Source organism: Nocardioides caeni (assembly GCF_004912195.1).
Classification (GTDB): Bacteria; Actinomycetota; Actinomycetes; order Propionibacteriales; family Nocardioidaceae; genus Nocardioides; species Nocardioides caeni.
This window is the reverse complement of sequence record NZ_STGW01000023.1, coordinates 1-23,747: the sequence shown is the minus strand read 5'-3', so window position 1 is coordinate 23,747 and position 23,747 is coordinate 1. Positions and strand designations below refer to the sequence as shown.

The 23,747-nt window shown below is 71.7% G+C and carries 21 protein-coding genes and 1 pseudogene; 9 read left to right on the top strand and 13 right to left on the bottom strand.

Annotated elements, in window-relative coordinates:
* Nucleotides 1-19 precede the first annotated feature (19 nt).
* Nucleotides 20-472: a DUF302 domain-containing protein gene (locus E9934_RS18770; RefSeq protein WP_136564433.1), complete on the bottom strand. Its 453-nt coding sequence runs from the start codon at nucleotides 470-472 to the stop codon at nucleotides 20-22.
* 94 nt (nucleotides 473-566) lie between these two features.
* Here E9934_RS18770 and E9934_RS18765 point away from each other — a divergent pair, with 94 nt between their 5' ends.
* From E9934_RS18765 to E9934_RS18755, 4 genes are read left to right on the top strand one after another with little or no spacing between them, the layout of a single operon-like run.
* On the top strand, nucleotides 567-2,693 hold the full coding sequence (locus tag E9934_RS18765) for an MMPL family transporter (protein WP_136564432.1): 2,127 nt from the start codon (nucleotides 567-569) through the stop codon (nucleotides 2,691-2,693).
* Nucleotides 2,694-2,718: 25 nt separating this feature from the next.
* Complete coding sequence (locus E9934_RS18760; protein ID WP_136564431.1) at nucleotides 2,719-3,093, top strand: carboxymuconolactone decarboxylase family protein; 375 nt, start codon at nucleotides 2,719-2,721, stop codon at nucleotides 3,091-3,093.
* A 3-nt stretch (nucleotides 3,094-3,096) separates the two neighbouring features.
* Entirely contained in the window at nucleotides 3,097-3,273 is a 177-nt protein-coding gene (locus tag E9934_RS19870) for a hypothetical protein (protein ID WP_162851574.1), read from the top strand.
* Nucleotides 3,270-3,500 (top strand): YgaP family membrane protein, encoded by a 231-nt coding sequence (locus E9934_RS18755; RefSeq protein WP_136564430.1) that lies wholly within the window; start codon nucleotides 3,270-3,272, stop codon nucleotides 3,498-3,500. Before E9934_RS19870 ends, E9934_RS18755 begins: the two co-directional genes overlap by 4 nt.
* An 11-nt stretch (nucleotides 3,501-3,511) precedes the next feature.
* Here E9934_RS18755 and E9934_RS18750 read toward each other — a convergent pair whose 3' ends face one another.
* From E9934_RS18750 to E9934_RS18725, 6 genes are all read right to left on the bottom strand, one after another.
* Entirely contained in the window at nucleotides 3,512-4,744 is a 1,233-nt protein-coding gene (locus E9934_RS18750; protein ID WP_136564429.1) for an acyl-CoA dehydrogenase family protein, read from the bottom strand.
* A gap of 115 nt (nucleotides 4,745-4,859) precedes the next feature.
* A complete protein-coding gene (locus E9934_RS18745) occupies nucleotides 4,860-5,516 on the bottom strand; it encodes an SDR family NAD(P)-dependent oxidoreductase (RefSeq protein WP_136564428.1) in 657 nt (218 codons plus the stop codon).
* Nucleotides 5,517-5,556: 40 nt separating this feature from the next.
* On the bottom strand, nucleotides 5,557-6,309 hold the full coding sequence (locus E9934_RS18740; RefSeq protein WP_136564427.1) for a hypothetical protein: 753 nt from the start codon (nucleotides 6,307-6,309) through the stop codon (nucleotides 5,557-5,559).
* 162 nt (nucleotides 6,310-6,471) lie between these two features.
* Entirely contained in the window at nucleotides 6,472-8,016 is a 1,545-nt protein-coding gene (locus tag E9934_RS18735) for an acyl-CoA synthetase (protein WP_136564426.1), read from the bottom strand.
* On the bottom strand, nucleotides 8,016-9,161 hold the full coding sequence (locus tag E9934_RS18730; protein ID WP_136564425.1) for a DUF5938 domain-containing protein: 1,146 nt from the start codon (nucleotides 9,159-9,161) through the stop codon (nucleotides 8,016-8,018). The genes E9934_RS18735 and E9934_RS18730 overlap by 1 nt, the downstream gene beginning before the upstream one ends.
* A 2-nt stretch (nucleotides 9,162-9,163) precedes the next feature.
* Complete coding sequence (locus E9934_RS18725; protein ID WP_136564424.1) at nucleotides 9,164-9,952, bottom strand: SDR family NAD(P)-dependent oxidoreductase; 789 nt, start codon at nucleotides 9,950-9,952, stop codon at nucleotides 9,164-9,166.
* 143 nt (nucleotides 9,953-10,095) lie between these two features.
* On the opposite strand from E9934_RS18725, the gene E9934_RS18720 reads away from it, so the two are divergent.
* The 5 genes from E9934_RS18720 (at nucleotide 10,096) to E9934_RS18700 (ending at nucleotide 17,095) form a co-directional block, all read left to right on the top strand.
* A complete protein-coding gene (locus tag E9934_RS18720; protein ID WP_136564423.1) occupies nucleotides 10,096-10,749 on the top strand; it encodes a TetR/AcrR family transcriptional regulator in 654 nt (217 codons plus the stop codon).
* A gap of 150 nt (nucleotides 10,750-10,899) precedes the next feature.
* Complete coding sequence (locus tag E9934_RS18715; protein WP_136564422.1) at nucleotides 10,900-12,699, top strand: DUF3556 domain-containing protein; 1,800 nt, start codon at nucleotides 10,900-10,902, stop codon at nucleotides 12,697-12,699.
* Nucleotides 12,696-14,207, top strand: coding sequence for a class I adenylate-forming enzyme family protein (locus tag E9934_RS18710; protein ID WP_136564421.1), 1,512 nt, complete (start codon nucleotides 12,696-12,698; stop codon nucleotides 14,205-14,207). The genes E9934_RS18715 and E9934_RS18710 overlap by 4 nt, the downstream gene beginning before the upstream one ends.
* A gap of 97 nt (nucleotides 14,208-14,304) precedes the next feature.
* Nucleotides 14,305-15,579, top strand: coding sequence for a PucR family transcriptional regulator (locus E9934_RS18705; RefSeq protein WP_136564420.1), 1,275 nt, complete (start codon nucleotides 14,305-14,307; stop codon nucleotides 15,577-15,579).
* Between the two features lie 103 nt (nucleotides 15,580-15,682).
* Nucleotides 15,683-17,095 carry a phytoene desaturase family protein gene (locus tag E9934_RS18700; RefSeq protein WP_136564419.1) on the top strand — a complete coding sequence of 471 codons (1,413 nt, stop codon included), beginning with the start codon at nucleotides 15,683-15,685 and terminating at the stop codon, nucleotides 17,093-17,095.
* A 38-nt stretch (nucleotides 17,096-17,133) separates the two neighbouring features.
* Here the strand turns inward: E9934_RS18700 and E9934_RS18695 are convergent, their stop codons facing one another.
* From E9934_RS18695 to E9934_RS19765, 6 genes and pseudogenes are all read right to left on the bottom strand, one after another.
* Nucleotides 17,134-17,355, bottom strand: a complete 222-nt coding sequence (locus E9934_RS18695) for a hypothetical protein (protein WP_136564418.1) — start codon at nucleotides 17,353-17,355, stop codon at nucleotides 17,134-17,136.
* Entirely contained in the window at nucleotides 17,352-18,371 is a 1,020-nt protein-coding gene (locus E9934_RS18690) for a peptidylprolyl isomerase (RefSeq protein ID WP_136564417.1), read from the bottom strand. Before E9934_RS18690 ends, E9934_RS18695 begins: the two co-directional genes overlap by 4 nt.
* Nucleotides 18,368-20,701, bottom strand: a complete 2,334-nt coding sequence (locus E9934_RS18685; RefSeq protein WP_136564416.1) for an MMPL family transporter — start codon at nucleotides 20,699-20,701, stop codon at nucleotides 18,368-18,370. The genes E9934_RS18690 and E9934_RS18685 overlap by 4 nt, the downstream gene beginning before the upstream one ends.
* Nucleotides 20,701-21,990, bottom strand: a complete 1,290-nt coding sequence (locus E9934_RS18680; RefSeq protein ID WP_136564415.1) for an MlaD family protein — start codon at nucleotides 21,988-21,990, stop codon at nucleotides 20,701-20,703. The genes E9934_RS18685 and E9934_RS18680 overlap by 1 nt, the downstream gene beginning before the upstream one ends.
* Nucleotides 21,990-23,207: an MlaD family protein gene (locus tag E9934_RS18675; RefSeq protein ID WP_136564414.1), complete on the bottom strand. Its 1,218-nt coding sequence runs from the start codon at nucleotides 23,205-23,207 to the stop codon at nucleotides 21,990-21,992. Before E9934_RS18675 ends, E9934_RS18680 begins: the two co-directional genes overlap by 1 nt.
* Nucleotides 23,207-23,747, bottom strand: a pseudogene (locus tag E9934_RS19765) (hypothetical protein); the annotation flags it as partial. The pseudogene E9934_RS19765 and the gene E9934_RS18675, both read right to left, overlap by 1 nt.

Genomic DNA, 23,747 nt, shown 5'->3' with positions numbered 1-23,747 from the left:
GATGATCGCCTTGATCTCCTCAGGCTCCAGCTGCATGGTCCACTCCCGCGTCGGTGGTGCCGGTGCCGTCGGCTCCGGTCAGTGCGTCCATCATCCCCGCCAGCCGGGCGCGGGCGTCGGCCGCCACGGCGCCGAGCTCCGGGTCGGGGGCGACCTGGGTCATGAACGCCGGGTCGAACACCTCGACGCGCGTGCGCCCCTCGCCCTCCTCGGCGACGACGACATTGCAGGGGAGCAGGGTCGCGATCCGCGGGTCGACCTGCAACGCCCGGTGGGCCAGCTGCGGCCGACAGGCGCCGAGGATGACCTGCGGCGGCACCTCCACGTCCAGCTTCGCGCGCATCGTGGCGCGGATGTCGATCTCGGTCAGCACGCCGAAGCCGGCGTCGGCGAGCAGCATGCGGACGCGGGCCACCGTGGCGTCGTACGACGTGGGGACGGTGGCGCTCATCGTGAATGCGGTGCTGTCCATGGGTTCTCCCTCTCGACTTGACTATCCCCCCGGGGGGTTATGTTACGGTTCCGAGCATATCCCCCCTGGGGGTTAATGCAAAGGAGTCATCACCATGTCGCTGGACACCGCCAGGCCCGGACCGCTGGGCCGCCTGGGCCTGTTGGTCACCACTCGTCGCCGTACGACGGCGCTCGTGTGGGTGCTGCTGATCGTGGGGCTGGGCGCCGTCGCGCCGAAGGTCGAGCACGAGCTCTCGGGCGCCGGCTGGCAGGCCGACGGCTCGGAGTCGGTCGCGACCCGCGAGCTGGTCGAGGAGCACTTCGGTGGCCTCGCGTCCCACGCGATCCAGGTGGTCGTGCACTCCACCGACGGCCCCGTCACCGAGGGCGAGGGCGCCGAGGTGATCGCCGCCGTGACCGGGGTGCTCGAGGGCGAGTCCCGGATCGCGAGTGTGGTTCAGCCGATGCCGGGCGCCACGCTCTCGGCCGACGGTCGCACCGCGATCGTCCTGGCCGGCGCAGGCGCCGACACCAACGAGATGGTGCGCGTCGCGACCGACCTCAAGGAGGAGTTGCAGGGGCTCTCCACCGGCGGGGTCACGGTGAACCCGACCGGGTCGTCACTGCTGTGGTCGGACTTCAACGAGGCCAACCTCGAGGCGATGCTGAAGTCGGAGTTCATGTCGTGGCCGGTGACCCTGGCCATCCTGGTCCTCGCCTTCGGCGCGCTGGTCGCCGCCGGGTTGCCGCTGATCCTCACCCTCGCCGGCCTCGTCGCGTCGGCAGGATCGCTGGTGCTGATCAACGAGCTGGTGCCGGTCTCGATCTGGGCGATGAACTTCGCGATGATGTTCGCCCTCGCGCTCGGCATCGACTACGCGCTCTTCCTCGTCGTCCGCTATCGCGCCGCGCGCGCCGCCCGCCCGGACGACAGGTCGTGGGCGATCGCGCAGATGATGGACACCGCCGGCAAGGCCGTCCTGCTGTCCGGCCTGACCGTTCTGATCTCCCTGTCGGCCGTGATGCTGGTGCCGTCACCGTCGTTCCGGTCGATGGCCGGCGGGATCATGCTGTCGGTGGTCTTCGTCCTCGCCGCGACCCTGACCCTGCTGCCGCTGGTGCTCTTCGAGCTCGACCACAGGATCAACAAGCTCTCCCTGCCCTGGTCGCGCTCCGGGGAGCACCGCTCACCCCGGTTCGAGGCCTGGGGCGAGCTGCTGTGGCGGCGCCCCGTCGTGTGGGGCGTCGCCGCGCTGGTCACGCTGGTCGCCCTCGCCGCGCCGATCCTGGGCCTGCACACCGCGATGCCGTCGATCAAGGTGCTGCCCGAGGACGCCTCGGCTCGCGTCGGCTACGACCAGGTCCAGGACGCGTTCGGCGACGGCGCCCCCGGCACGCTGCAGGTGGTCGCCTCCACTGCGCAGGCCGAGGCGACGCGCGCCGTACTGGCCGCGGACCCGGGGATCGCCGGGGTCATGCCGGCGACGCCGGCCCAGGACGGCCACGACCTGGTGATGGTCCAAGCCGTGCCCACCGTCGACCCGTCCGATCCCGGGCTCGGCCAGACCGTCGACCGCCTCCGGGCAGACCTGCCGGGATCGGCGAAGGTCGGCGGCGCGGCCGTCGAGAACCTCGACCTGAAGGCGCAGCTCGACGAGTCCACGCCACTGGTGATCGGGGTCGTGCTGGCGCTGGGCTTCCTGCTGCTGCTCGTCGCCCTGCAGGCGCCGCTGATCTCCCTGCTCGGCACGCTGGCCAGCCTGCTCTCCACGGCCGCTGCCTTCGGCGTCGCCCGCCTGGTCTTCCAGGAGGGACATGGCGCGGGACTGCTGGGCTTCGAGTCCCAGGGCTTCCTCGACGCCTGGGCGCCGGTGTTCTTCTTCGCGATGATCTTCGCGATCGCGATGGACTACACGGTCTTCCTGCTCGCCTCGGCGAAGGAGCACTTCGAGCGCTCGGGCGACCCGAAGGACGCCATGGTCGGCTCGCTCGCCCACTCCGGCCGGGTCATCTTCGCCGCCGGCGCCGTCATGGTCGCGGTGTTCTTCACCTTCGCCCTGTCCGGCCCCATCCCGCCGAAGGAGATGGGCGTCGTGCTCGGCGTCGCGGTCCTGCTCGACGCCTTCCTGGTCCGCCTCGTCCTGCTGCCCGTACTGCTCCGGCTCACCGGGCGAGCCGCCTGGCACACCCCCGCCTGGCTGCGCCGGGTGCTGCCGGACATCACCTTCGCGCACGACTGAGCCCCCCACCACCCGAGAGGAAACCATGAGCACCACCGAGTCCCCGCACGGCAAGACCGTCCTCGCCGAGCTCTCGCCCCTGCATCGCCAGCTGCGCCGGGCGATCCCCGACGTCTACTCCGGCTTCGGCGCGCTCTCCCAGGCCGCCTTCGCCGACGGCGCCCTGCCGCAGCGGACCAAGGAGCTGATCGCCCTCGCCATCGGCGTCGTCGAGGGCTGCGACGGCTGCATCGCCTCCCACGCCCAGGCCGCCGCCCGGGCCGGCGCGACGAAGCAGGAGGCCGCCGAGGCCATCGGCGTCACCTTCCTCATGCACGGCGGGCCCGCCACCATCCACGGCGCCCGCGCCTACGACGCCTTCTGCGAGTTCGCCGACTCGCTGGCCGAGCAGGAGGCCTGAGCCATGTGCCGTCCCGTCCGCTGCCGCCAGTGCGGCAGGACCACCTGGTCCGGCTGCGGCAGCCACGTCGCCGCCGTCAAGGCCTCGGTCGCCGCCGACCAGTGGTGCGCCGGCCACCCATCGACCGCGCCCGGCGCCACCCCGGGCGACGGTTGGCTGCGCCGGATCCTGGGCCGGTGAGCGCCCCAGCCGGACCCACCGGACTCACCATCGACCGCGCCGTCCTCGCCCTCGCCGGCACCCTGGTGCTGGTCAGCGTCACCCTGGCGGCACTCCTCTCGACCTGGTGGCTGCTGCTCGCCGCCTTCGTCGGCGCCAACCTGCTGCAGTCCAGCGTCACCGGCTTCTGTCCCGCAGCGGTCCTGCTGCGCAGGCTGGGGGTGCCGACCGGCTGCGCCTTCAGGTGAGCGGGCGGGGCTCAGCGGATCGGCGCCCCCGAGATCGACCGGGCGATGACGAGCCGCTGGATCTCCGAGGTGCCCTCGAAGATCGTGTAGATGCGGGCGTCGCGGGCCCACCGCTCGACCGGGTAGTCGCGGGTGAAGCCGTTGCCGCCCAGGATCTGCATGGCCTGGCCGGTGACCTTGATGGCGGTCTCGCCGGCGAAGAGCTTCGACATCGAGCCTTCGGCGTTCTCGAACTGCTTGCCCTGCTTGGCCATCCAGGCCGCCCGCCACACCAGCAGCCGGGAGGCCTCGATCGACGTCGCCATGTCGGCCAGCGCGAAGGCGATCGCCTGGTTCTCGATGATGGGCTTGCCGAACTGCTCACGGGTCTTCGCATAGTCCAGTGCGACCTCGTACGCCGCCCGCGCGATGCCGATCGCCTGGGCGCCGACGGCGGGGCGGGTGCGCTCGAAGGTCGCCATGCTGGCGTTGCCCCGCGAGCCGGAGCCCTCCCGCACCCGGGCCAGGCGGGCATCCAGCTTCTCCTTGCCGCCGAGCAGGCAGCTGCCCGGGATCCGCACGTTGTCGAGCACGACCTCGGCGGTGTGCGAGGCGCGGATCCCGTGCTTGTGGAACTTCTGGCCCTGGCTCAGGCCGGGCGTCCCGGGCGGGACGACGAAGGACGCCTGGCCGCGCGTCCGCAGCTCGGGGTCGACGACGGCGGTGACGACGTGGACGTCGGCGATGCCGCCGTTGGTCGCCCAGGTCTTCGTGCCGTTCAGGACCCACTCGTCGGTCTTCTCGTCGTAGACGGCGCGGGTGCGCATCGAGCCGACGTCGGAGCCGGCGTCCGGCTCGGAGGAGCAGAACGCACCGAGCTTGAGGTCGCCGGGCGAGCCGTACATCGCGGGCACCCACTCGGCCACCTGCTCCGGCGTGCCGTTGGCGCTGACGCCGGCAGCCGCCAGCGCCGTGCCGACGATCGAGAGACCGATGCCGGCATCGCCCCAGAACAGCTCCTCCATCGCGACCGGGAAGCCCAGGCCGGTCTCGTCCATCGACTGGGCGAGCACGAAGTCGATCGAATAGAGGCCCGCCTTCGCGGCCTCCTCGACGATGGCCCACGGGAACTCCTCGCGCTCGTCCCACTCGCTGGCCGCCGGGCGCACGACGTCCGCGGCGAAGCCGTGGACCCAGTCGCGCAGCTCGAGGTGGTCGGGGCCGAGCTCGAAGGACGGACTGCTGGGGACCGCGGGTTCGCTCATGCCGGCAGCCTAGGCCGCGCCACCCCGCCGCGCCCGCCGAAGTGCGCGGGTTTCTCACCCGAGGTGCGCGGGTTTCTCACCCGCGCCGTACGACGCCCGGCGGCCCGCCACGGAATCACCCGTCGTAGGCCACCAGCGGCGCCCACTCGTCGGCGCCGCGCGCCATCGCGCGCCACATCGCCTCGGCGATCGGGGGCGGGGAGAAGGGACCCTCCTTCGCCAGCACCCCGTTGATCTGGACGGTCGCGATCCGGACGCCACGCGGCTCCAGCGCCGCATCGAGGGTGAGAGCGAGGTTGCGGACGGCGGCCTTCTGCACGCCCAGCGTGGGGGCGACGGCCGACGGGGTGTCGGCCGCGGCACTGCCGGTGACCAGCACCCGGGCACCCTCGCCGAGGAACGGCAGCGCGGCCTGGACGGCCGGCAGCAGCGCGCCCGCGCCGACGGCGACATCGGTGAGCAGGTGCTCGACGGTCAGCTCGAGCGGACCCTCCTCGCGCCACAGGCTGGGGTTGAAGTGCAGGACGTCGATGCGACCTCGCCACTCCCCGAGCGCCGTCACGACGCGGGTCACGTCCTGCGGGTCGGCGAGATCGACGCCGCGTCCGGTCGCCTCCACGCCCTCGCGGGCCAGGATGCCGGCGAGCTCGCGTCCCTGGTCGTCGTCGCGGCCGGCCAGCGCGACGTCGTACCCCTCCGCCGCGAAGCGGCGGGCGACCGCCAGCCCGAGTCCGGGGCCGGCGCCGAGGAGGACGTGCACGGGTCGGGTCATGCCACGACCCTACGCGGATCGGAGCGGTCGGCCGACGCCCTCAGGACCAGGCGACGGTGCCGACGAGGCGGACGGCGCTCACCGCTGACTGCAGCGGCAGGTCGAGGCGCAGCGAGCCCTCCTCGACCTCGATCCAGGCGGGTCCGGCGGAGCCCGAGAGGTCGGCGTACCAGGTGGTGTCGTCGGCCTCGCCCGCCCGCGAGAGGTAGAGGTCGAAGGCCTCCCACCACCCGATCTCGCCGGCCTCGCCGCGGCGCATGAGGTCCACCAGGTCGTAGCGTCCGGGGCCGGCGTAGGACGGCACGGCGACCGAGAGGTCGCTGAGGGTCGTCGTCCCGAACGCCACCGGCTCGGGCGCCTCGACGCGGACGACGAGCCACGCCAGCGGCGGCGGACCATCCGGGTCGGCGTCCGCCGGGTCGGCCGGGCGCTCCTCCACCGTCACCGGGAGCGCGGCGGAGAGGCTGCCCGTCTCGCCTCCTGACAGCTCCAGCTCGACGGGGTTGGTCGGCGCGGCCTCGAGACGCGTACGCCGCTCGGCGGCCTCCTGGGCGTCGTGCTCGGCCTGCCGCTGGGCGACGTTCTCGGGACGGGCGTCGGTGATCCGCTGCGCCCACTTCTCGGGGAGCACGCCTTCGAGCAGCGAGGTCACGGCCTCACGGTTGCCCGCCCGCTCGGCCTCCTCGCCGGCCGCCCGCGCGTCGTCGCGCGTGCGGTTGTCGGTGGTCAGCAGCTCGGTCTTCTTCGCCTCGGCCCAGTCGCGCCCGACCCTGGCCATGTCCTTCCAACCCATCGGCTGAGCGTAGGGCGCCGCGCGACGATCCGTCCGGCGAATTTCGGGCCCCACCGTCCGACACGTGCCCGGAGATGAGTACGGCGCCCGGCGAGGGTCCTCCCCCTCGCCGGGCGCCGTGTCCGGGTGGCGCCGCGGGCCGCGTCGGTCGGTCGGTCGGCCTCAGCCGACCTGGCCGGCCAGCTGCGCCTTGATGTCGGTCTTGAGCACCTTGCCGACCTTGGAGCGGGGCAGGTCGTCCCAGACCTCGATCTGCTTGGGCGTCTTGACGCTGCCGATCCGCTCCTTGACGAAGGACTTCAGGTCCGCCGGATCCACGGTGGCACCGGGCCGGACCTGCAGCACCGCCGTCAGCCGCTCGCCCCACTTCTCGTCGGGCAGCCCGATCACCGCGCAGTCCGCGACCGCCGGGTGAGCCATCAACGCCTGCTCCACCTCGGTCGAGTAGACGTTGAAGCCACCGGTGATGACCATGTCCTTCGCGCGGTCGACGATGAAGAGGAAGCCGTCGTCGTCGAGGTAGCCGATGTCGCCGGTGTGGTGCCATCCGTGCGCAGCGGCCTCCGCGGTCGCGTCGGGGTTCTTGAAGTAGCCCCGCATGACGAGTGAGCCGCGGACCACGATCTCCCCCCGCTCCCCGCGGGGGAGCAGACTCCCGTCGCCGGCCATGATCGCCACGGTCACCATCGGCGAGGGTCGGCCCGCCGAGGAGAGCCGCTCCTTGGCCACCGAGCCGTCCGGCCGGAAGTGGTCGGCGGGCGCCATGGTGGAGACCATCATCGGCGCCTCGGTCTGCCCGAAGAGCTGCGCCATGACCGGTCCGATCCTGCCGAGCGCCTCCTCCAGACGGGACGCGGACATCGGGGCGGCGCCGTACCAGAAGCAGTGCAGGCTGCTCAGGTCCGTCGTGGCGAGGTCCGGGTGGTCGAGCACCATGTAGATCAGCGTCGGCGGCAGGAAGGTGTGGGTCACCCCGTGCTCCGCGACGTTGGCCAGGAAGCCGCCGACGTCGGGCTGCCTCATGACCACGATCGAGCCACCCAGCGCCAGCACCGGGAAGCACAGCACCCCCGCCGCGTGGGTGAGCGGCGCGAGCGCGAGGTAGACCGGCCGCTCGCCGTGCTCGGGCCAGGGGTACGACATCAGGGTGATCGCCGTCATCGACTCGATGTTGGCTCCGGTGAGCATCACACCCTTGGGTCGCCCAGTCGTCCCACCCGTGCCGACGATGAGCGCGAGGTCGTCCTCCGCCGCCCGGTCGACCGGCTCGCCGGCCGTGGCGAGGAAGTCCTCCCAGCCCATCGCCCACGGCACCTGCGCGTCGAGGCACACCAGCGTCCGGACGCCGGGCAGGTCGCCGCGGATGGCGTCGACCAGCGGCGCGAACGCGGCCTGGAAGATCAGGACCGAGCACTCGAAGAGATCGAGCAGGTCCCGGTTCTCCGCCGCCTCGTTGCGCGGGTTGATCGGACACCAGACGGCACCCGCACGACTGATGCCGAACACGCAGGTGAAGGCCGTCGGGTCGTTGGCGGCGAGGATCGCCACCTTGTCCCCCCGCTCGACCCCGTCCGCGACCAGCGCGGACGCGATCCGGCCCGACAGCTCCTGCACCTCGGCGTAGGACCGCGTCTCGCCGTCGCAGACCAGGCAGGGGGCGCCGGGATCGAGCGACGCCCCCTTGTCGAGGTGGTCGACCAGCCGCATCAGTTGCCCTGGTAGGTGAGGACCGGCTCGGCGACCAGGCCGAAGGCGCGCAGCTGACCGAGCAGCTCACGGTGCCCGAACGCCTTGCAACCCGACGCGAAGCCGACCCGCAGCGGCGGCTGCTGGAGCAGGGAGAACGCCGCGAACGCCTGCAGCAGCCCGGTCTGCTTGTAGTTCTGGTTGCCGTGGATCACGCAGTGCGCGCGACCGAGCGGACCGGAGGCGTGCACCGAGTCGAGCGACTTGTTCAGACGCGGGTTCTCGCGCGGCGGCATCACGTTCATCACTTGGGCCGCGGTCGCGGTCAGCGTCGCGTCCCGCTCCTCCTCGTCCATGTCCTTGGTCGCCTCGAGGGCGCCGGCAACGATCTGCGGGACGCCGTGCATCAGTGCGGCGTTGAACACGCCCCCCTGCGCCTTGCAGTTCGCCACGCGGGGGTCCTTGCGGTACCAGACCGGGTGTGAGGTGCCACCCCACGGCAGGGAGAGCGCGAGCTCGTGCTGACCCGGTACGACGAGCGGCAGCAGCCCCTGCGTCGGGTCGAACTCGACGTACTGGTTCTGGGCGAGGTAGTGCGCCTTCGAGGTGGCCGCGTTGACCAGGATGGTCTGCGTCGACGCGATCGTGGGCGAGCCGCCCCAGAACACCGCGATGTCGAGGGTGTCGAGGCCCGGCTTCTCCAGGCACAGCTCGGCGGCGATCTCGCCGGTCGTGTACATGTGCGCGATGCCGGGCGACAGCAGCAGGCCGGCGGCGGCGAAGTCGTCGCCGTACTGCTCGTCGCAGGTGATCAGCCAGTCCTGCTCGCCCGTGGTGTCGAGGTAGTGCGTGCCCGCGGCGAGGCAGGCCTCGACGGTGGCGGGGCCGAACTTGGAGAACGGGCCGACCGTGTTGCACACGACGGGCGCGCCGGAGAAGAGCTCGGTGAGCGCCTCGACGGTGTGCTCGACCTGGACGATCTCGTAGTCGGCGGTCTCGATGCCGGCGACGTTGGCCTCCATCGAGGCCTTGAGCTTGCCCTCGTCGCGCCCGGCGGCGATGAAGGGGACTCCGAACTCGCGCAGGTACTCGCAGATCAGACGGCCGGTGTAGCCGGACGCGCCGTAGACGATGACGGGCTTCTTGCCAGCAGTGTTGTCGGACATGGTCACATCCCCATTCCGCCGTCGACCGACAGGTCGACGCCATTGATGAACTTCGAGCGGTCGGAGGCGAGGAAGACGACCGCCTCGGCGATGTCCTCCTCAGTGGCCAGGCCACCGGACGGCGTCAGCTCGACGACCTGGCCGACGGCGGCATCGGGCGACTCGAAGAGCCCCATGCCGGTCAGCTCGTTGGCCAGCCCCGCCCCCATCTCGTTGGGGATCAGACCCGGCGCGACGCAGTTGACCCGCACGCCCAGGCCGAGCTTGCCCGCCTCCATCGCGGCCACGCGGGTGATCCTGTCGACCGCCGACTTCGACGCCGAATACTGCGACAGCGCCGGGAAGGCGATGTGCGCGGCGACCGAGGCGACGTTGATCACCGCGCCACCCTTGCCCGCGGCCCCGCCGGGGCCCATGGTCCGGAAGGCGTGCTTGATGCCGAGCGACGTGCCGACCACGTTGACGTCGAAGATCCGGCGCGCGACGTCGGCGTCGAGGTTGATGAAGAGGCTCGCGATCTCGATACCGGCGTTGTTGACGAGGATGTCGAGTCCTCCCACCTCGCTGACGGCCTGGGCCACCGCGGCCTCCCAGGAGGCGTCGTCGGTGACGTCGAGGTGGACGAAGGTGCCACCGATCGACTCGGCCACCTCCTTGCCCTTCTCGTCCTGCAGGTCGGCGACCACGACGGTCGCGCCGGCGGCGGTGAGGTACTCGGCGAACTTCTTGCCCAGTCCCTGGGCCCCGCCCGTCACGAGGGCCTTGCGGCCGGCCAGTTCGAGTTCGGTCATGGGAGGTGACTCCTTCGTCGGTGGGTGATGCGCACCACACAACCGCTCGGCCTTGACGATCGTCAAGAATTATCTGGACAAGCGTCAAGACTTTTTCTGTCACCCGGCCACAAAGGTCTCCGCGGCCAGTAGCCTCTGGTTCCATGCCGACCTCGACGCCGACCTCGACGCCGACCTCGACGGCTCGTCGTACGCCTGCCGACAAGCACGACGAGCGCCGCCGCGCCCTCGCCGACTCCGCCCTGCGCACCCTCGGCGAGCTCGGCTACGCCCGCGCCAGCCTCCGCGAGATCGCCAACAACTCCGAGTTCTCCCACGGCGTCGTCCACTACTACTTCGACGACAAGCTCGACCTGATCGTCCACTGCGTCCAGCAGTACAAGGCCACCTGCGTGCGCCGCTACGACGACGTGGTCGAGCACGCCTCGACGCCCGAAGGTCTGGTCGAGGCCTTCGCCGCCAAGCTGGTCGACACGCTGGTCGACGAGGCGCCCATGCACCGTCTCTGGTACGACCTGCGCGCGCAGAGCATGTTCGAGGAGAGCCTGCGCGAGGCGGTGCTGGCGATCGACCAGACGCTCGAGGACATGATCTGGCGCGTCGTACGACGCTATGCCGACCTGCTGGGACGGGAGCCCGCCGTCCCGTCGGGCACGGCCTACGGCATGCTCGACGGCCTCTTCCAGCGCGCGCTGCTCGCCCACCTGTGCGGCTCCGGCGAGGTCCTCACCTCGCTGGCGGCGGAGGTTCGTCGGACGATGCCCCTGCTCTTCGGCGCTCCCGTGGCCGGCGACTGACCGCACGTCCGCGATGCCGCGGCTTGTCGGCGGCTGACGAAAGGCGACCCGAATCTTCGGTCGCCGTGGCCGTGCCCTGACGCCAGCCTTCGGCGACACACTTCGTGACGCGGGTCACCCGGCGACCTGCTTCCACGAAGGAGTCCCTCCATGCCTTTCCTGACGCCTGACGCGCCTCCCGTCGATCCCGCGGAGTTCCTCACCCGGCCACGACAGGAGCGGATCCACGTCCTGGCGACGTTCTGGAGCGAGTTCGGGTTCGGCACGCCGAAGATGGTCCACACGATCTACATCCTCAAGCTGCTCGTCCTCTCGATCGGTGGCGGCATCGCGATCGCGACACTCACCTCCGACGTCGGCGGGATGTTCGAATTCGGGTCCTGGTGGGACCAGCCGGTCATCTACCAGAAGATCGTGCTCTGGACGCTCTTCCTGGAGCTCTTCGGCATCGGCGGGACATGGGGTCCGCTCGCCGCCCACTTCAAGCCCATGACCGGCGGCATCGCCTACTGGGCACGACCGGGCACCATCCGGCTGCCACCGTGGCCGAAGCAGGTCCCGCTGACCAGCGGCGACGACCGCACGGCGTTCGACGTGCTGCTCTACCTCGCCACGCTCGGCAGCTTCCTCTACGCGATCTTCGCTGGCAGCTCGACGTCGATCGACGGTCTCGGCGGCATCGAGATGGTCGACCCCGTGCTGATGGCGGTCTCCGCCGGCCTGCTCGCCCTGTGCGGCCTGCGCGACAAGATCCTCTTCCTCGCCGCCCGCGGTGAGCAGTACGTGCCGATCCTGATCATCTCCACGCTCGCGGGCAGCGTGCTGACCTACACCGACTTCATCATCGCCGCGAAGGTGATCATCGTGATCGTCTGGGTCGGCGCCGCGATCTCCAAGCTCACCCCGCTGTTCGAGCTGGTCATCCCGCCGATGGTGTCGAACGCCCCGTTCGTGCCCAAGTTCCTCAAGCGCGCGCACTTCCGCTCCATCCCCGACGACCTGAACCCGTCGCGCCTGGCGTGGTTCATGGCCCACGTCCTCGGCACGCTGGCCGAGTTCGGCGTACCGCTGGTGCTGCTGTTCAGCACCAACTGGACGATCACGCTGCTCGCCGTCGGCTCGATGGTGGCCTTCCACCTCTTCATCACCCAGACGTTCCCGCTCGCGGTGCCACTGGAGTGGAACATCGTCTTCGCCTACATCGCCATCTTCCTCTTCGCCGGCCACTTCGCCGGGGACGGCTACGGCATCGGCGACTTCAGCGAGGGCTGGATGCTGCCCGCGCTCGTCGCCGTCCTCGTGTTCTTCCCGGTCCTCGGCAACCTGCGTCCCGACCTGGTGTCCTTCCTCCCCTCCATGCGCCAGTACTCCGGGAACTGGGCGTCGGCGACCTGGGCGTTCAAGCCCGGCGCCGAGGCGAAGCTCAACCAACTCAAGAAGCCCGCGAAGAACCAGATCGACCAGCTCGTCGAGGGCATGGGCTACGAGCCCGACGTCGCCGAGATGACGATGCAGATGACGCTCGCGTGGCGCTCGATGCACGCCCAGGGCCGCGGCCTGTTCTCGGTCATGCAGAACTACCTGGGCGACGAGTACGAGACCTACTCGCTGCGCGAGGCCGAGTTCTGCTGCAACGCGATCATCGGCTGGAACTTCGGCGACGGTCATCTGCACGACGACCAGCTCATCGAGGCCATCCAGCGCCGCATCGGGTTCGAGCCCGGCGAGTTCGTGGTGGTCTGGGTCGAGTCGCAGCCCCTGCACAAGAAGACGCAGGAGTACTTCGTGATGGACGCCGCGCTCGGCATCGTGGAGCGCGGGACGTGGCTCGTGGCCGACTGCGTGAAGACGCAGCCGTGGCTGCCCGACGGCCCGGTCCCGGTCGAGGTGACCTATCGCCACCCCGACCACCACCCCGAGCTCGCGCCGTCGCCGCGGGCCAACGCGTGACGACGACGGCCACCGCCGACAGCCTTGCCCGGATCCCATTCCTCCGCGAGGAGCGGGATCCGGGCGGCCGCTGCCTGAGCGAAGGCGGCCGCTCCCTCGACAACGCGGCCTTCGCGGCCGCCGTACGACGACTGGCGGGGCGCCTGGCCGAGCTCGGCGTCGCCCCCGGCGACAACGTGGCGGTGATGCTGCCCAACTGCGCGGAGATCGTGACCACGATGTTCGCGGCCTGGTACGGCGGCTCGGCACTCACCCCCGTCAACCCGGCCCTCACCGACGACGAGGCGCTCTATCAGCTCGAGGACTCCTCCTCGGTCGTCGTCGTCGGCGACGAACGCGCCCGCGCCCTCGCCGCCACCCTCGACATCGCGTGGGTCGACGTCCGCTCCATCCACGCCACGTCCGAGCGCCCCGTGCCGCCGGTCGGCCAGCCCGGACCCGACGACGCGCCCGTCGCCCAGCCCGACGACTTCGCGCTGGTGATCTACACCAGCGGCACCACCGGGCGCCCCAAGGGTGTCCTCCTCGACCACGCCAACATCACCGCGATGAGCTCGTCCCTCGTGGACCACTTCCAGCTGACCGCCGCCGACACCAGCCTGCTGGTGCTGCCGCTCTTCCACGCCAACGGCCTGATCGCCGGCGTGGTCTCGGTCCTGCGCGCCGGCGGAGACGTGGTCGTCGCGCCGCGGTTCTCCCCGTCGACCTTCTGGGAGCTCGTCGAGGAGCACCGTCCGACGTACTTCTCGGCCGTGCCGACCATGTACGCCGTCCTCGAGGACCGCACCGGCCATCCGGTCGACACCTCGTCGCTGCGATTCGCCATCTGCGGCGCCGCACCGATGCCCGCCGACCTGATCACGCGGTTCGAGGACCGCTTCGGCATCCCCGTCGTGGAGGGCTACGGCCTGTCCGAGGGCAGCGTCGCCTCGACGATCAACCCGCTCGCCGGTCCCCGCAAGCCCGGCACCGTGGGGATCGCCCTGCCCGGCCAGGAGGTCGCCGTGGTGTCGGCGACGGGCGAGCACCTCTCCACCGGCCTGCGCGGCGAGGTGGTCATCCGGGGGGCCAACGTCATGCGCGGCTATCTCGGGCGCCCCGAGGAGACCACGAAGGTGCTCCGCGACGGCTGGCTGCACACCGGCGACGTCGGGACCATCGACGAGGACGGCTACCTGCGGATCGTGGACCGGATCAAGGAGCTGATCATCCGCGGCGGGGAGAACATCTATCCCAAGGAGATCGAGGAGTGCCTCTACACCCACCCCTCTGTCCTCGAGGCCGCCGTGGTCGGCCGACCGGACCCGGTCCTCGGCGAGGTGCCGGTCGCCTTCGTCGCGGCGCGCCCCGGACTCACCCTGAGCGAGGACGAGCTGCGCGGGCACTGCGCGGTCAGCCTGGCGCCCTTCAAGATCCCGGCGGCGTTCCACGTTCTGGCCGAGTTGCCGAAGAACGCGGTGGGCAAGCTCGTCAAGGCGCAGCTGAGCGAGCGCGCCCCCCTGCGATGACCACTCCTCGACTGTGCGCCGGGACCAAGGTCCCGCCCGTTCGTTGGTACCCATCGGACAGTGACGCAGGTCACTCGGGCTGTGTCAGGATGCGGAGATGCCGGACGTGATGACCGAACAGATCACCGCGAGCAGCCTGGCCGACCAGGTGGCCGCGAGCCTTCACGAGCGGGTCGGCGACCTCAGCAACGCCATGCGGTCCCGGCTCTCGACGCGCATCGTCGAGCTCGAGGGCGAGGGCGCGATCTTCGAGCTCCTCTACGCCAGCATCGAGGGCAACGTCGAGAACATCTTCTACGCCCTGCGCCACGACATCGCCGTCGACAACATCGAGCCCCCCTCCGCGGCCTACGAGTACGCGCGGCGCCTGGCCCAGCGTGGCGTGCCGGTCAGCGCGCTGGTCCGCGCCTACCGCCTGGGCCAGCAGTTCCTGCTCGAGCAGGCATTCGTGGAGTTCGAGACCATGGAGGCCGAGCCCGAGCTGCGCGCAGCGGGCTTCGAGCGCGTCGTGGCGGTCACCTTCGACTACATCGACTGGATCTCCCAGCGGGTCATCACCGTCTACGAGGAGGAGCGCGAGCGCTGGCTCGCCGAACGCAGCAGCGCCCGGGCCAGCAAGATCGAGGCCCTGCTCGCCGGCACGGAGACCGACATCGACGCGGCGGAGGCCGTGATCGGCTACCGGCTCCGCGTCACCCACCTGGGCGCCGTGCTGTGGGTGCACGAGACCGGCACCCAGCAGGACCAGGTCGCGCGGTTCACCAAGGCCGCCAACGCCATCGCCGAGCACCTCGACTCCAAGCGCAACCCGCTCGTCCTCCCGCGCGACCGGGCCAGCGCATGGGCCTGGTTCGCCGTCCGGGAGGACGTCGAGCCGGACCTCGACGTCATCCACAGCCTCCTCGCCGACATCGACGGGCCTCCGCTGCCGATGGTCGCCCTCGGCCGTCCGCGCGCGGGCCTCGCCGGCTTCAGCCAGACCCACCACGACGCCGTGAAGGCCCAGCAGGTCGCCCAGGTCCGCGACGACCCGACCCGCCCGGTCACCAGCTTCGGCGAGCCCGGCCTCAAGGTCGCCTCCCTGCTCGCCGGCGACCTCCGCAGCACGCGGGAGTGGGTCCGCGACACCCTCGGCGACCTGGCTCTCGGCGACGAGCACCACGAGCGCCTGCGCCACACCCTGCTCCTCTTCTTCCAGCACGAGAGCAGCTACACGGCGACCGCCGAGGCCATGCTGATGCACAAGAACTCGGTGAAGTACCGGATCGCGTCGGCCGAGAAGGCCATGGGGCGATCGATCAGCAGCGATCGGCAGGCCATCGAGCTGGCACTCACCGCCTGCGACTGGCTCGGCCCGGCCGTCCTCGCCTGAGGAGTCGGCCCGCACCGGCTTTGTGTGCCACGACCACACCGGCCGGTCACCTCCATGACGGCGGACCATTGGCCGCTGGTCACGACGACCGTAGGTTCGTGCCATGGCGGATGTGATCGTGGTCGGCAGCGGACCCAACGGCCTCTCCGCTGCGTTGACCCTGGCCCGGGCCGGGGCGGACGTCACCGTCCTGGAGGCGCAGGACGAGATCGGCGGCGGCACCAGGACGGTGCAGCCGTTCGGTGACGGGATCCTCGTCGACCACTGCGCCGCGATCCACCCGATGGCCCACCAGTCGCCGGCCCTCGCGGGCCTCGACGCCCACGGACTGCGCTGGGCCTGGCCCGAGATCGACGCGGCCCACCCCCTCGACGACGGCCCTGCCGCCCTCCTGCGCCGCTCGGTCGACGCGACCGCCGCGGGCCTCGGTCGCGACGGAGCGCGCTGGCGCCTGATGTTCGGCGCACCGTCGCGTGCCTACGACCGGCTGGCCGGCGACATCCTCGGTCCCGTCGTGCACCTGCCCCGCCACCCCCTGCTGATGGCCCGTTTCGGCGCGCCGACCGTCCTGCCGGCGACCCTGCTCTCCCGCGTCTTCCGCACGGACGCCGCCCGCGCCCTGTTCCTCGGCACGACCGCGCATGCGATGCGGCCCCTCACCGAGGTGGTCTCGTCCGCCATCGGGGTGGGCATCCTGACGGCCGGCCACCACGACGGCTGGGCCGTCGCCGTCGGCGGCACCCAGGCCATCACGGCCGCCATGGCCGCGGCGCTGGTGGACCTGGGCGGCAAGATCGAGACGGGCGTGGAGGTCACCGCGCTGTCCCAGCTGCCACGAACCGACGCCGTCCTGCTCAACCTCGCCCCCGGGGCAGCGCTCCGCCTCTACGGCGACCAGCTCCCCGCCGGGACCCGTCGTGCCTACCGTCGCCACCGGCCCGGGCCTGCTGCCTTCAAGGTCGACCTGGCGGTCGAGAGTGGCGTCCCGTGGAGCGACACCGCGGTCGGTCGGGCCGGGACGGTCCACCTGTCCGGCGGCCCGGAGGAGATCGTGGCGAACGAGCGGGCGGTCGCGCGCGGTCGACTCCCGGAACGCCCTTTCGTGCTGGTGGGCCAGCAGCACGTCGCCGACCCGACCCGGTCGCGCGGGGACGTGCACCCGATCTACGCCTACGCCCACGTCCCGGCCGGCTACGACGGCGACGCGACCGACGCCGTGATCGCCCAGATCGAGCGCTTCGCCCCCGGCCTCCGCGAGCGCATCGTCGACCAGCACGTCACGACCCCGGCGCAGTTCACCGCTCAGAACGCCAACTACGTCGGCGGTGACATCCTCACCGGCGCGAAGTCACCCGGCGCACTGCTCCTCGGCCCCCGGCCGGGCCGCAACCCCTACCGGACCGGCGTCCGCGGCGTCTACCTGTGCTCGGCCGCCGCGCCCCCGGGCCCCGGCGCCCACGGCATGGTCGGCTACCGCGCCGCCCAGCTCGCGATCCGCGACCTGCACCTCGCCTGACCGCCTCCTCCCACTCGGCCCTCGACGGCCGGCAGGGGTCAGCGGGTGGCGAGCAGCAGGAAGGCGACGACGGCCAGGACGCCGGCGACGACCTGGCAGGTGAGGGCGCCGCGGCGCAGCACCGAGATCCGGTGCTCCCGCTCCTCGCCCTGGATCGCGTCGACGACCAGCGTGCTCGCGTGAGCCCGCCCCCACGTCCCCAGCGGGAACAGCAGGCAGGCCACGGCGAGGCAGGTCAGGGCGTCGAGGATGCCGCTCACTCGGCCACCCCCGACGGCTCGCCGCCGAGCGGCTGCTCCCAGGCCGTGACGTCGTACGGGTCGCGCGGCCGGAAGTCGCTCTCGTAGTGCACGTCGGCCGCGCGCAGCCTTTCGGCGAGCCAGGCGCTCCACCTGCCCTGCACCTTCTCCGACTGCAGGACCGCGCGCAGCTCCTCGCGGACGCCCGCGAGGGTCGCGGGCACCGGTTGCCGGACGGCGGTGACGACTCCGACGTTCCAGCCCTGGCTGCCCTCCACAGGGCCGTAGGCACGGCCCGACCCTGTGCGAAAGACCGCGGTCGCGACATCGGGCAACAGCTCGGAGCGGGCGACCGCACCGAGCCGGCCGCCCTGGTCGCGGGTCGCGGCGTCGATGCTGACCCGTCGCGCCAGGACGGCGACGTCGGCACCGTCGTCGAGCTGGGCACGCACGGCGCGGGCCTCGCGCCGAGTGCCGACGACGATGTTGCTGACCACACGACGCTCCGGTTCGCCGAGCTCCCGCCTCCGCTCGCCGAACGCGGCGGTGACCTCCTGCGCGCTGACCGTCACCTCGCCGGCGACCTCGGCCAGGAGCTTGCGCAGCTCGAGCTGACGACGCACCTCCTCCACGACGGCGTCCTCGGAGGTGTTCACGTTGCCGAGGGAGTCGAGGAACTGGTCGCGGTCGCCGTCGAACCTGCTGTCCACGAACGCCGCGACGGCCTCGTCGACCTCGGCGTCGGTGACCTCGATCCCCTCCTCGTCGACCGCCTCGTCGAGGACCAGGCTGATGGCCATCGACTTGGCCGCCTGACGCCGGAAGAGGTCCTGCTCCTCCTCGCCGAGCGGCTCCTGGATCCCGTAGAGCGCACGGAGGGAGTCGTTGCGGGCGTTGAGGTCGTCCACGCTGACCACCTCGTCGCCGATCCGGAAAGCCGTCCCCTCCGGTACGTCGTCCGACCACGGCCGCCACACCGCCAGGGCCGCGACCGCGACCACCAGGACGGCGACCACGACCAGCATCCGTTGCCTCATCGCACCTTCTCCAGGATCTTCAGGCTGGGCGCGCCCACCGGCGCCTCCCGTTCGTCCCGTGTCGTCGGGGAGTCCGTGGGCGCCGCGGTGCCGGAGTCCGGCAACAGCGACCAGACCAGGAGTCGCGAGACGCCCAACGCGACCGCGACGGTCAGCGCGAGCAGGAGTCCGAAGCCACGGATCAGGCCGAGGTCGGAGACCATGAGGACCGCGTAGCCCGTGGCCGACGCCGCCGCGGCGAGGTCGACGGAGCGCGCCAGCCGACGGTCGCCACGACGCCGGGCCAGCGCGAGCAGCACCGTGAACTCGCATGCGACGGCCGCCGTGAGGGAGCCGAGGCCGGCGGTCATCGGCGTCAGGGTGGCCCCGGTGATCGCCATGCCGAGCGCGACCAGCCCGGAGGCGAGGGTGGCGGAGAGCATGGCGACGAGCGCGACGCGAGGTGCCCGGAGCAGGACCAGGAGCGCGAGGCCGGCGGCGAGGATGCCGAGGACGGCCCCGACGAGGCGCTCGTCGTCCATGGCCTCCTGGGCGGACACGGCCACCATCGGCAGACCCGCCAGCTCGACCTCGACCCCCTCGGGGGCGGTCGCGGCCACCTCCTCGAGGTAGTCGCGCAGCACCTGGAGGCGTTCGACGTCACGCAGGTCCACCCCGTAGGTCATCACCGCCATCCTGCGGTCCTCGCTCACCACGCTCGAGGCGAGGTACGACGGCAGCAGCCGCAGTGCGGCGTCGACCTGGCCGGGGCGGGGCTCGGCGCCGAGGAAGGACAGCACGTCGGTGGGCGACAGCACGGCGTTGAGCTCGTCGCCGTGGCGCGCCACGACCTCCCGGCGGGTGGTCGTCATCCAGGCCAGCGTCTGCGCGTCGAGCACGTCGTCGCCGCGCACCACCAGGGCGACCTCACCCGAGGCACCGACGATGCGCTCGACGGAGCGGGCGTCGTCGTACTCCCCCAGGCCGTCGGCCAGGGTGGTGAAGTCGGACTGCAGGGTCAGCGACGGAAAGAGCGCCCAGCCGACGGCCGCGGCCAGGACCGGGAGGAGCAGGACGGCCCGGCGGGTGCCGCGGCCCACGGTCTCGGCGCGCGCGGCGGGCACGACCGGCTCGTCCGGCCCGTCGGTCGGCTCCCCGGGGCCCCACCGGTGGACCGCGAGCGAGACCAGCGCGGTCACCACCAGGCCGATCGCGAGGCTGGTCCCGAGGTCGGCGACGGCGGGAACGGGGGCCACTGCCAGCGCGGCGAAGCCGGCCGCGGAGGCCAGCGCCGCCGCCAGCACGGTCCGGCGCCCGGCGCCCCGGTGCAGGTAGGTCATGAAGTCGGAGCCGATCCCGAGGAGGACCGGGAGGAAGGCGACCGCAGTGAGCGCCAGCGGGCGTCCGGCCCAGCCTGCCATCGCCAGTGTCGCCCCGGTGCCGACCAGCGTCGCGGCGAGCGGCAGCAGGCGCAGCCGACGGCGGGTCCAGCTCGACAGGAGGAACCAGGCGCCGACCGCCAGCACGGCCACGCCGCCGAGCAGCGGGACCTCGTGGCGCACCTGCTCGCCGAGGGCGGCGACGACCGCGGGGACGCCCGTCACGGTGGAGCTCCGTGGCGTGAGCGCGCTGTCGCTCACCGTCGCCTCGACCGCCGCGACGAGGTCCTCCGTGGCACTCTGCGGCAGTGACGAGTCGGGACGGACAAGCAGCGCGACGGCATCCGGCCGGGGGACCAGGAAGTCCCACTGGGGTCGCGGATCCCCCTCGTCGTTGAAGATCACCCGATTCACGAACGTCTGGTTGTGCAGGGTCGGGAGCCCGCCCGGCATCCCCTGCGCGAGCAGGGCGCCGTAGCGCTCGTCGAACTCGGCGACGGCGCGGTCGCCGGCGAGGGTGACCTCGCCGGCCGACCGTCCGTCCGCCCTCGCCTCCGCCTCGGCCCTCGCACGCAGACCGTCGCGATAGCCCCCCAGCTCCGCGAGCAGGTCCTGCGCCTGGCCGGCGATCTGGTTGAGCACCGTGCCGGGCCCGTAGACGGCCTTGACGTGGGGCAGTGCGGCCAGCTCACCCTCGAGGCGGAGCAGCTCGGGCAGGTTCTCCTTGCGCAGCAGCTCGCCGGGCTCCGCGGACTCCATCAGGACGACCACCGGGTCGCCGCCGAACTGCTCGGCCATCTCCGCCGTCGTTCGCACGACGGCGTCGTCACGCGGGACGAACTCGTCGACACCGGTCTCGATCTCGACCCGCGCGAGGCCGCCGATCATCGCCGCGAGCGCGCCCAGCGCTGCGACCACGACCAGCAGGTGTCGTGGGCGCAGCGAGGAGAGGACGCGTCGAGAGCTGCGCATTACGGGATCGGGTCCTCGTGGATCCGCGGGTACTCGCCCGTGAACTCGGCAGGGCCGTGGTGGGTGCCGGGCGACGGGTAGGGGTTGTACATCGTCGTCGGGCTCGCCCCCACCGGGAGGTTGAGCGAGCTGACCCCGAGGATCGGCTTGACCCGCGCGATCGGTCCGTTGCCGTCGGCGGAGCCGACGAACCCGATGAAGTTCGTCCAGTAGGAGACGAGGTCGGGACCATAGGGCTGCAGGTAGGCCAGCATCGGGTTGAGGTCGGCCAGGTTCACCTGGAGGGTCTGCAGCAGCGGGCTGGTCGCCTCCTGGAGCGGGCTGAGGCGGGTCAGCGAGGCCGGCGCCCGGTCCAGCGTCGTGTCGAGCGAGGGCAGCATCCCGCGCAGGTCCTCCGTGGTGGCGGGCAGCTCGAGGAGTGCTGCACTCAGGTCGGGCGAGGCCTTGCGCAGGTTGCGGGAGACGGTCGCGAGCGGGGCTGTCAGGTCGGCGAGGCTGTTGCTCGCCCGTTCGGTGGTGACCAACAGCGGCGGCAGCGACCGCATGATGGCCCTGACGTCCTCCTCGTGACCGGCGGTGACGGCGGTGAGGGTCTGGGCGTCGCGGGTCAGGTCGACGATCCGGCCCTGCTGCACGTCGAGGGCGTCCAGGACGGTGGTGGAGGAGCGCACGAGCGAGCGGAGGTCCTCGGACTGCGCGGCGAGGGCCTCGAGCGCCCCGGCGTTCTCACCGAGGTCACCGAGACCGGCCAGGACCGCGTCGACGTCCTCGCGCGTGCCCTTCGTGGCGGCACCGCCCGAGCGGATCAGCCGCGAGAGGTCACGGCGAGTGGTCGTGTCGAGACTGGTCAGCACGTCGTTGAGCTGCACACTGCCGCGGGCAACGCTGGCCGGCAGGGTCGCGCCGTCGTCGTACGCCGCCCCGGTGCCGTCGACGATCTCGAGGTAGGTCTCCTCGATCATCGTCTTGTTGCGGACGGTGATCGTGGCGCCCTCGTGGAGCGGCACGACGTCCTCGTCGAGCTCGAGGGTGACCATGGCCTTGTCGCCGTCGACCTCGATCCGCTCGACCTGGCCGACCTCGACCCCGGCGATGCGGACGTCGGACTGGAAGACGAGGTTGTCGACGTCGTCATACGGCACGGTGACCTGGTAGCCGGCCTTCGACAGCAGCGGCAGCTTGCCGCCCGCCTGCAACCACAGGAAGCTGAAGATCGTCGCGCACACCGCGAGGAACGCGACGAGTGTCAGGCCCCGCAGCTTGGGGACGACCTGGTAGGGGATGCGCATCAGCCCAGTCCTCCGACTGTCTCGGGCGAGATCTGGAAGAGACCGCGCAGGATGCCCCGATTGGCGTCACGGAGACTGACCACCGAGTTGGTGTTGTAGACGAAGGCCGCCACGTCGTCGAGGCGCGGCACGAGCATCGCCGTCAGCGGCTGGGCGTCCCCGCTCAGCGGCCGCAGGTCGCCGGCCATCGTGCGCAGGTCGGGCGCCGCGGACCGCAGGTCGCCGACGACGGGACCGGCCCGGTCCAGCACCGGCTCGGCCTCGCGCAGGAAGTCGTCGAGCTCGTCGACGCTGCCGTTGAAGCTCTTGAGCGCGGCCGGCAGCTCGTCGCTGGCCTCGCGGACGTCGGCCAGGGTGGGGTCGAGCTGGCGGGCCAACCGGACCACGCTGCTGGAGGTCGACCGCAGCTGTCGCGAGAGGGCGGGCAGCTGGGCCAGGGTCGCGTCGAGGTTGTCACGCTCGCCCGAGATGGTGCCGAGCGTGGTGCCGAGCGAGGTCGCCATGCGCTCCAGGCGCTCGTCGTTGGCACCCGCCGCCTCCGACACGTCGGCGAGCGCAGTGACGAGACGAGCCAGGTTCTCGCGACGGGTCTCCAGGCGTTCCATCACCGGGCTCAGCTGCTCCAGCAGCTCGTTGGCGCGGTCCAGGCCACCCGGCAGCACCCGGGGGGCGTTGACCAGGGCCACGTCGGACTCGGCGAAGAGCGAGCTCATTGCCGCCTGGGTGTTGGCGTCGAGGTGGGCCAGAACGTCGTCGACCTGGACCGGTGAGACCGTGCGGTCCTCGGTGATGGTGTCGCCGTCCTCGAGGGCCGGTGCGTCGGGCGTGCCGGGGCTGATCTCCAGGTACATGTCGTTGAGCGGGCTCTTCGGCCGCAGCAGCACCTGCGCGTCCTCACGGACGACCTGGTCCTCGTCGATGCGGATCTCCAGACGGGCCCGGCCGTCCTCGGTGATGCCCGCCGACCGGATGTCACCGACCTGCACCCCGGCGATCCGGACCTCCTGACCGTTGCCGGGGCTGATGGCGGCGGCTTCCTCCATCTCGACATACAGGGTGTAGCGGTCCTCCCACGGCGGGTTGAACCGCTGGTTGGCGAGGAAGTAGCCACCGACCGCGGTGCCGAGGGCGACCAGCACCGCGTAGGCCACCAGGTTGCGGCCCAGGCCAGGCTCGCTGCGGGCCCGCTCCCAGAACTTCGTCAGCGACCGCCTCATCACCGGCCTCCGTTCACGAGACCGTTGAAGAGCTGCTCCAGGCTGATCGGGAGGCCCGCGAGCGAGCCCGGCCCCATCCCCGGGAGGAAGGAGATCATCGACCCGTTCTCGTCCATCATGTTGGCCTGGGCCAGGTTGGAGAACATGTAGCCGGTCTCCTTGTAGAGCGGTCGGTCGGCGCCACCACCGGCGTACTCGCCGGTGCCGTGCCAGGGCGACAGGAGTGCGTCGAGGACGGGGCCGTTGACCCGGTCGAGCACGGGCCCGTCCAGGTTGTCGACGGTGGCGTCCAGATCCCGGCTGATCGGGATGAGGGTGGTGACGAGGGGGCGGGCGTCCCGCAGCACCCCCCGCAGGTTGCGGACCACGGGTCGGGCCCGGGCCAGCACCGGGTCGGCGTGGTCGAGCAGCCGCGCGAGCTCGCGGACCGAGGGGCGCGCCGGGTCGGCGGTGTCCTCCAGCGAGGTGAGCACCCCGTCCAGGCTGTCGAGGAGGGTCGAGGTCTCGTCGAGGCTGGCGGGCAGGGTGCTCGCGGCCTCG

Coding starts and splice junctions, on each gene's coding strand:
- E9934_RS18770 (WP_136564433.1), bottom strand. CDS start 472: ATGGACAGCACCGCATTCACGATGAGCGCCACCGTCCCCACGTCGTAC.
- E9934_RS18765 (WP_136564432.1), top strand. CDS start 567: ATGTCGCTGGACACCGCCAGGCCCGGACCGCTGGGCCGCCTGGGCCTG.
- E9934_RS18760 (WP_136564431.1), top strand. CDS start 2,719: ATGAGCACCACCGAGTCCCCGCACGGCAAGACCGTCCTCGCCGAGCTC.
- E9934_RS19870 (WP_162851574.1), top strand. CDS start 3,097: ATGTGCCGTCCCGTCCGCTGCCGCCAGTGCGGCAGGACCACCTGGTCC.
- E9934_RS18750 (WP_136564429.1), bottom strand. CDS start 4,744: ATGAGCGAACCCGCGGTCCCCAGCAGTCCGTCCTTCGAGCTCGGCCCC.
- E9934_RS18745 (WP_136564428.1), bottom strand. CDS start 5,516: ATGACCCGACCCGTGCACGTCCTCCTCGGCGCCGGCCCCGGACTCGGG.
- E9934_RS18740 (WP_136564427.1), bottom strand. CDS start 6,309: ATGGGTTGGAAGGACATGGCCAGGGTCGGGCGCGACTGGGCCGAGGCG.
- E9934_RS18735 (WP_136564426.1), bottom strand. CDS start 8,016: ATGCGGCTGGTCGACCACCTCGACAAGGGGGCGTCGCTCGATCCCGGC.
- E9934_RS18730 (WP_136564425.1), bottom strand. CDS start 9,161: ATGTCCGACAACACTGCTGGCAAGAAGCCCGTCATCGTCTACGGCGCG.
- E9934_RS18725 (WP_136564424.1), bottom strand. CDS start 9,952: ATGACCGAACTCGAACTGGCCGGCCGCAAGGCCCTCGTGACGGGCGGG.
- E9934_RS18720 (WP_136564423.1), top strand. CDS start 10,096: ATGCCGACCTCGACGCCGACCTCGACGCCGACCTCGACGGCTCGTCGT.
- E9934_RS18715 (WP_136564422.1), top strand. CDS start 10,900: ATGCCTTTCCTGACGCCTGACGCGCCTCCCGTCGATCCCGCGGAGTTC.
- E9934_RS18705 (WP_136564420.1), top strand. CDS start 14,305: ATGCCGGACGTGATGACCGAACAGATCACCGCGAGCAGCCTGGCCGAC.
- E9934_RS18700 (WP_136564419.1), top strand. CDS start 15,683: ATGGCGGATGTGATCGTGGTCGGCAGCGGACCCAACGGCCTCTCCGCT.
- E9934_RS18690 (WP_136564417.1), bottom strand. CDS start 18,371: ATGAGGCAACGGATGCTGGTCGTGGTCGCCGTCCTGGTGGTCGCGGTC.
- E9934_RS18685 (WP_136564416.1), bottom strand. CDS start 20,701: ATGCGCAGCTCTCGACGCGTCCTCTCCTCGCTGCGCCCACGACACCTG.
- E9934_RS18680 (WP_136564415.1), bottom strand. CDS start 21,990: ATGCGCATCCCCTACCAGGTCGTCCCCAAGCTGCGGGGCCTGACACTC.
- E9934_RS18675 (WP_136564414.1), bottom strand. CDS start 23,207: ATGAGGCGGTCGCTGACGAAGTTCTGGGAGCGGGCCCGCAGCGAGCCT.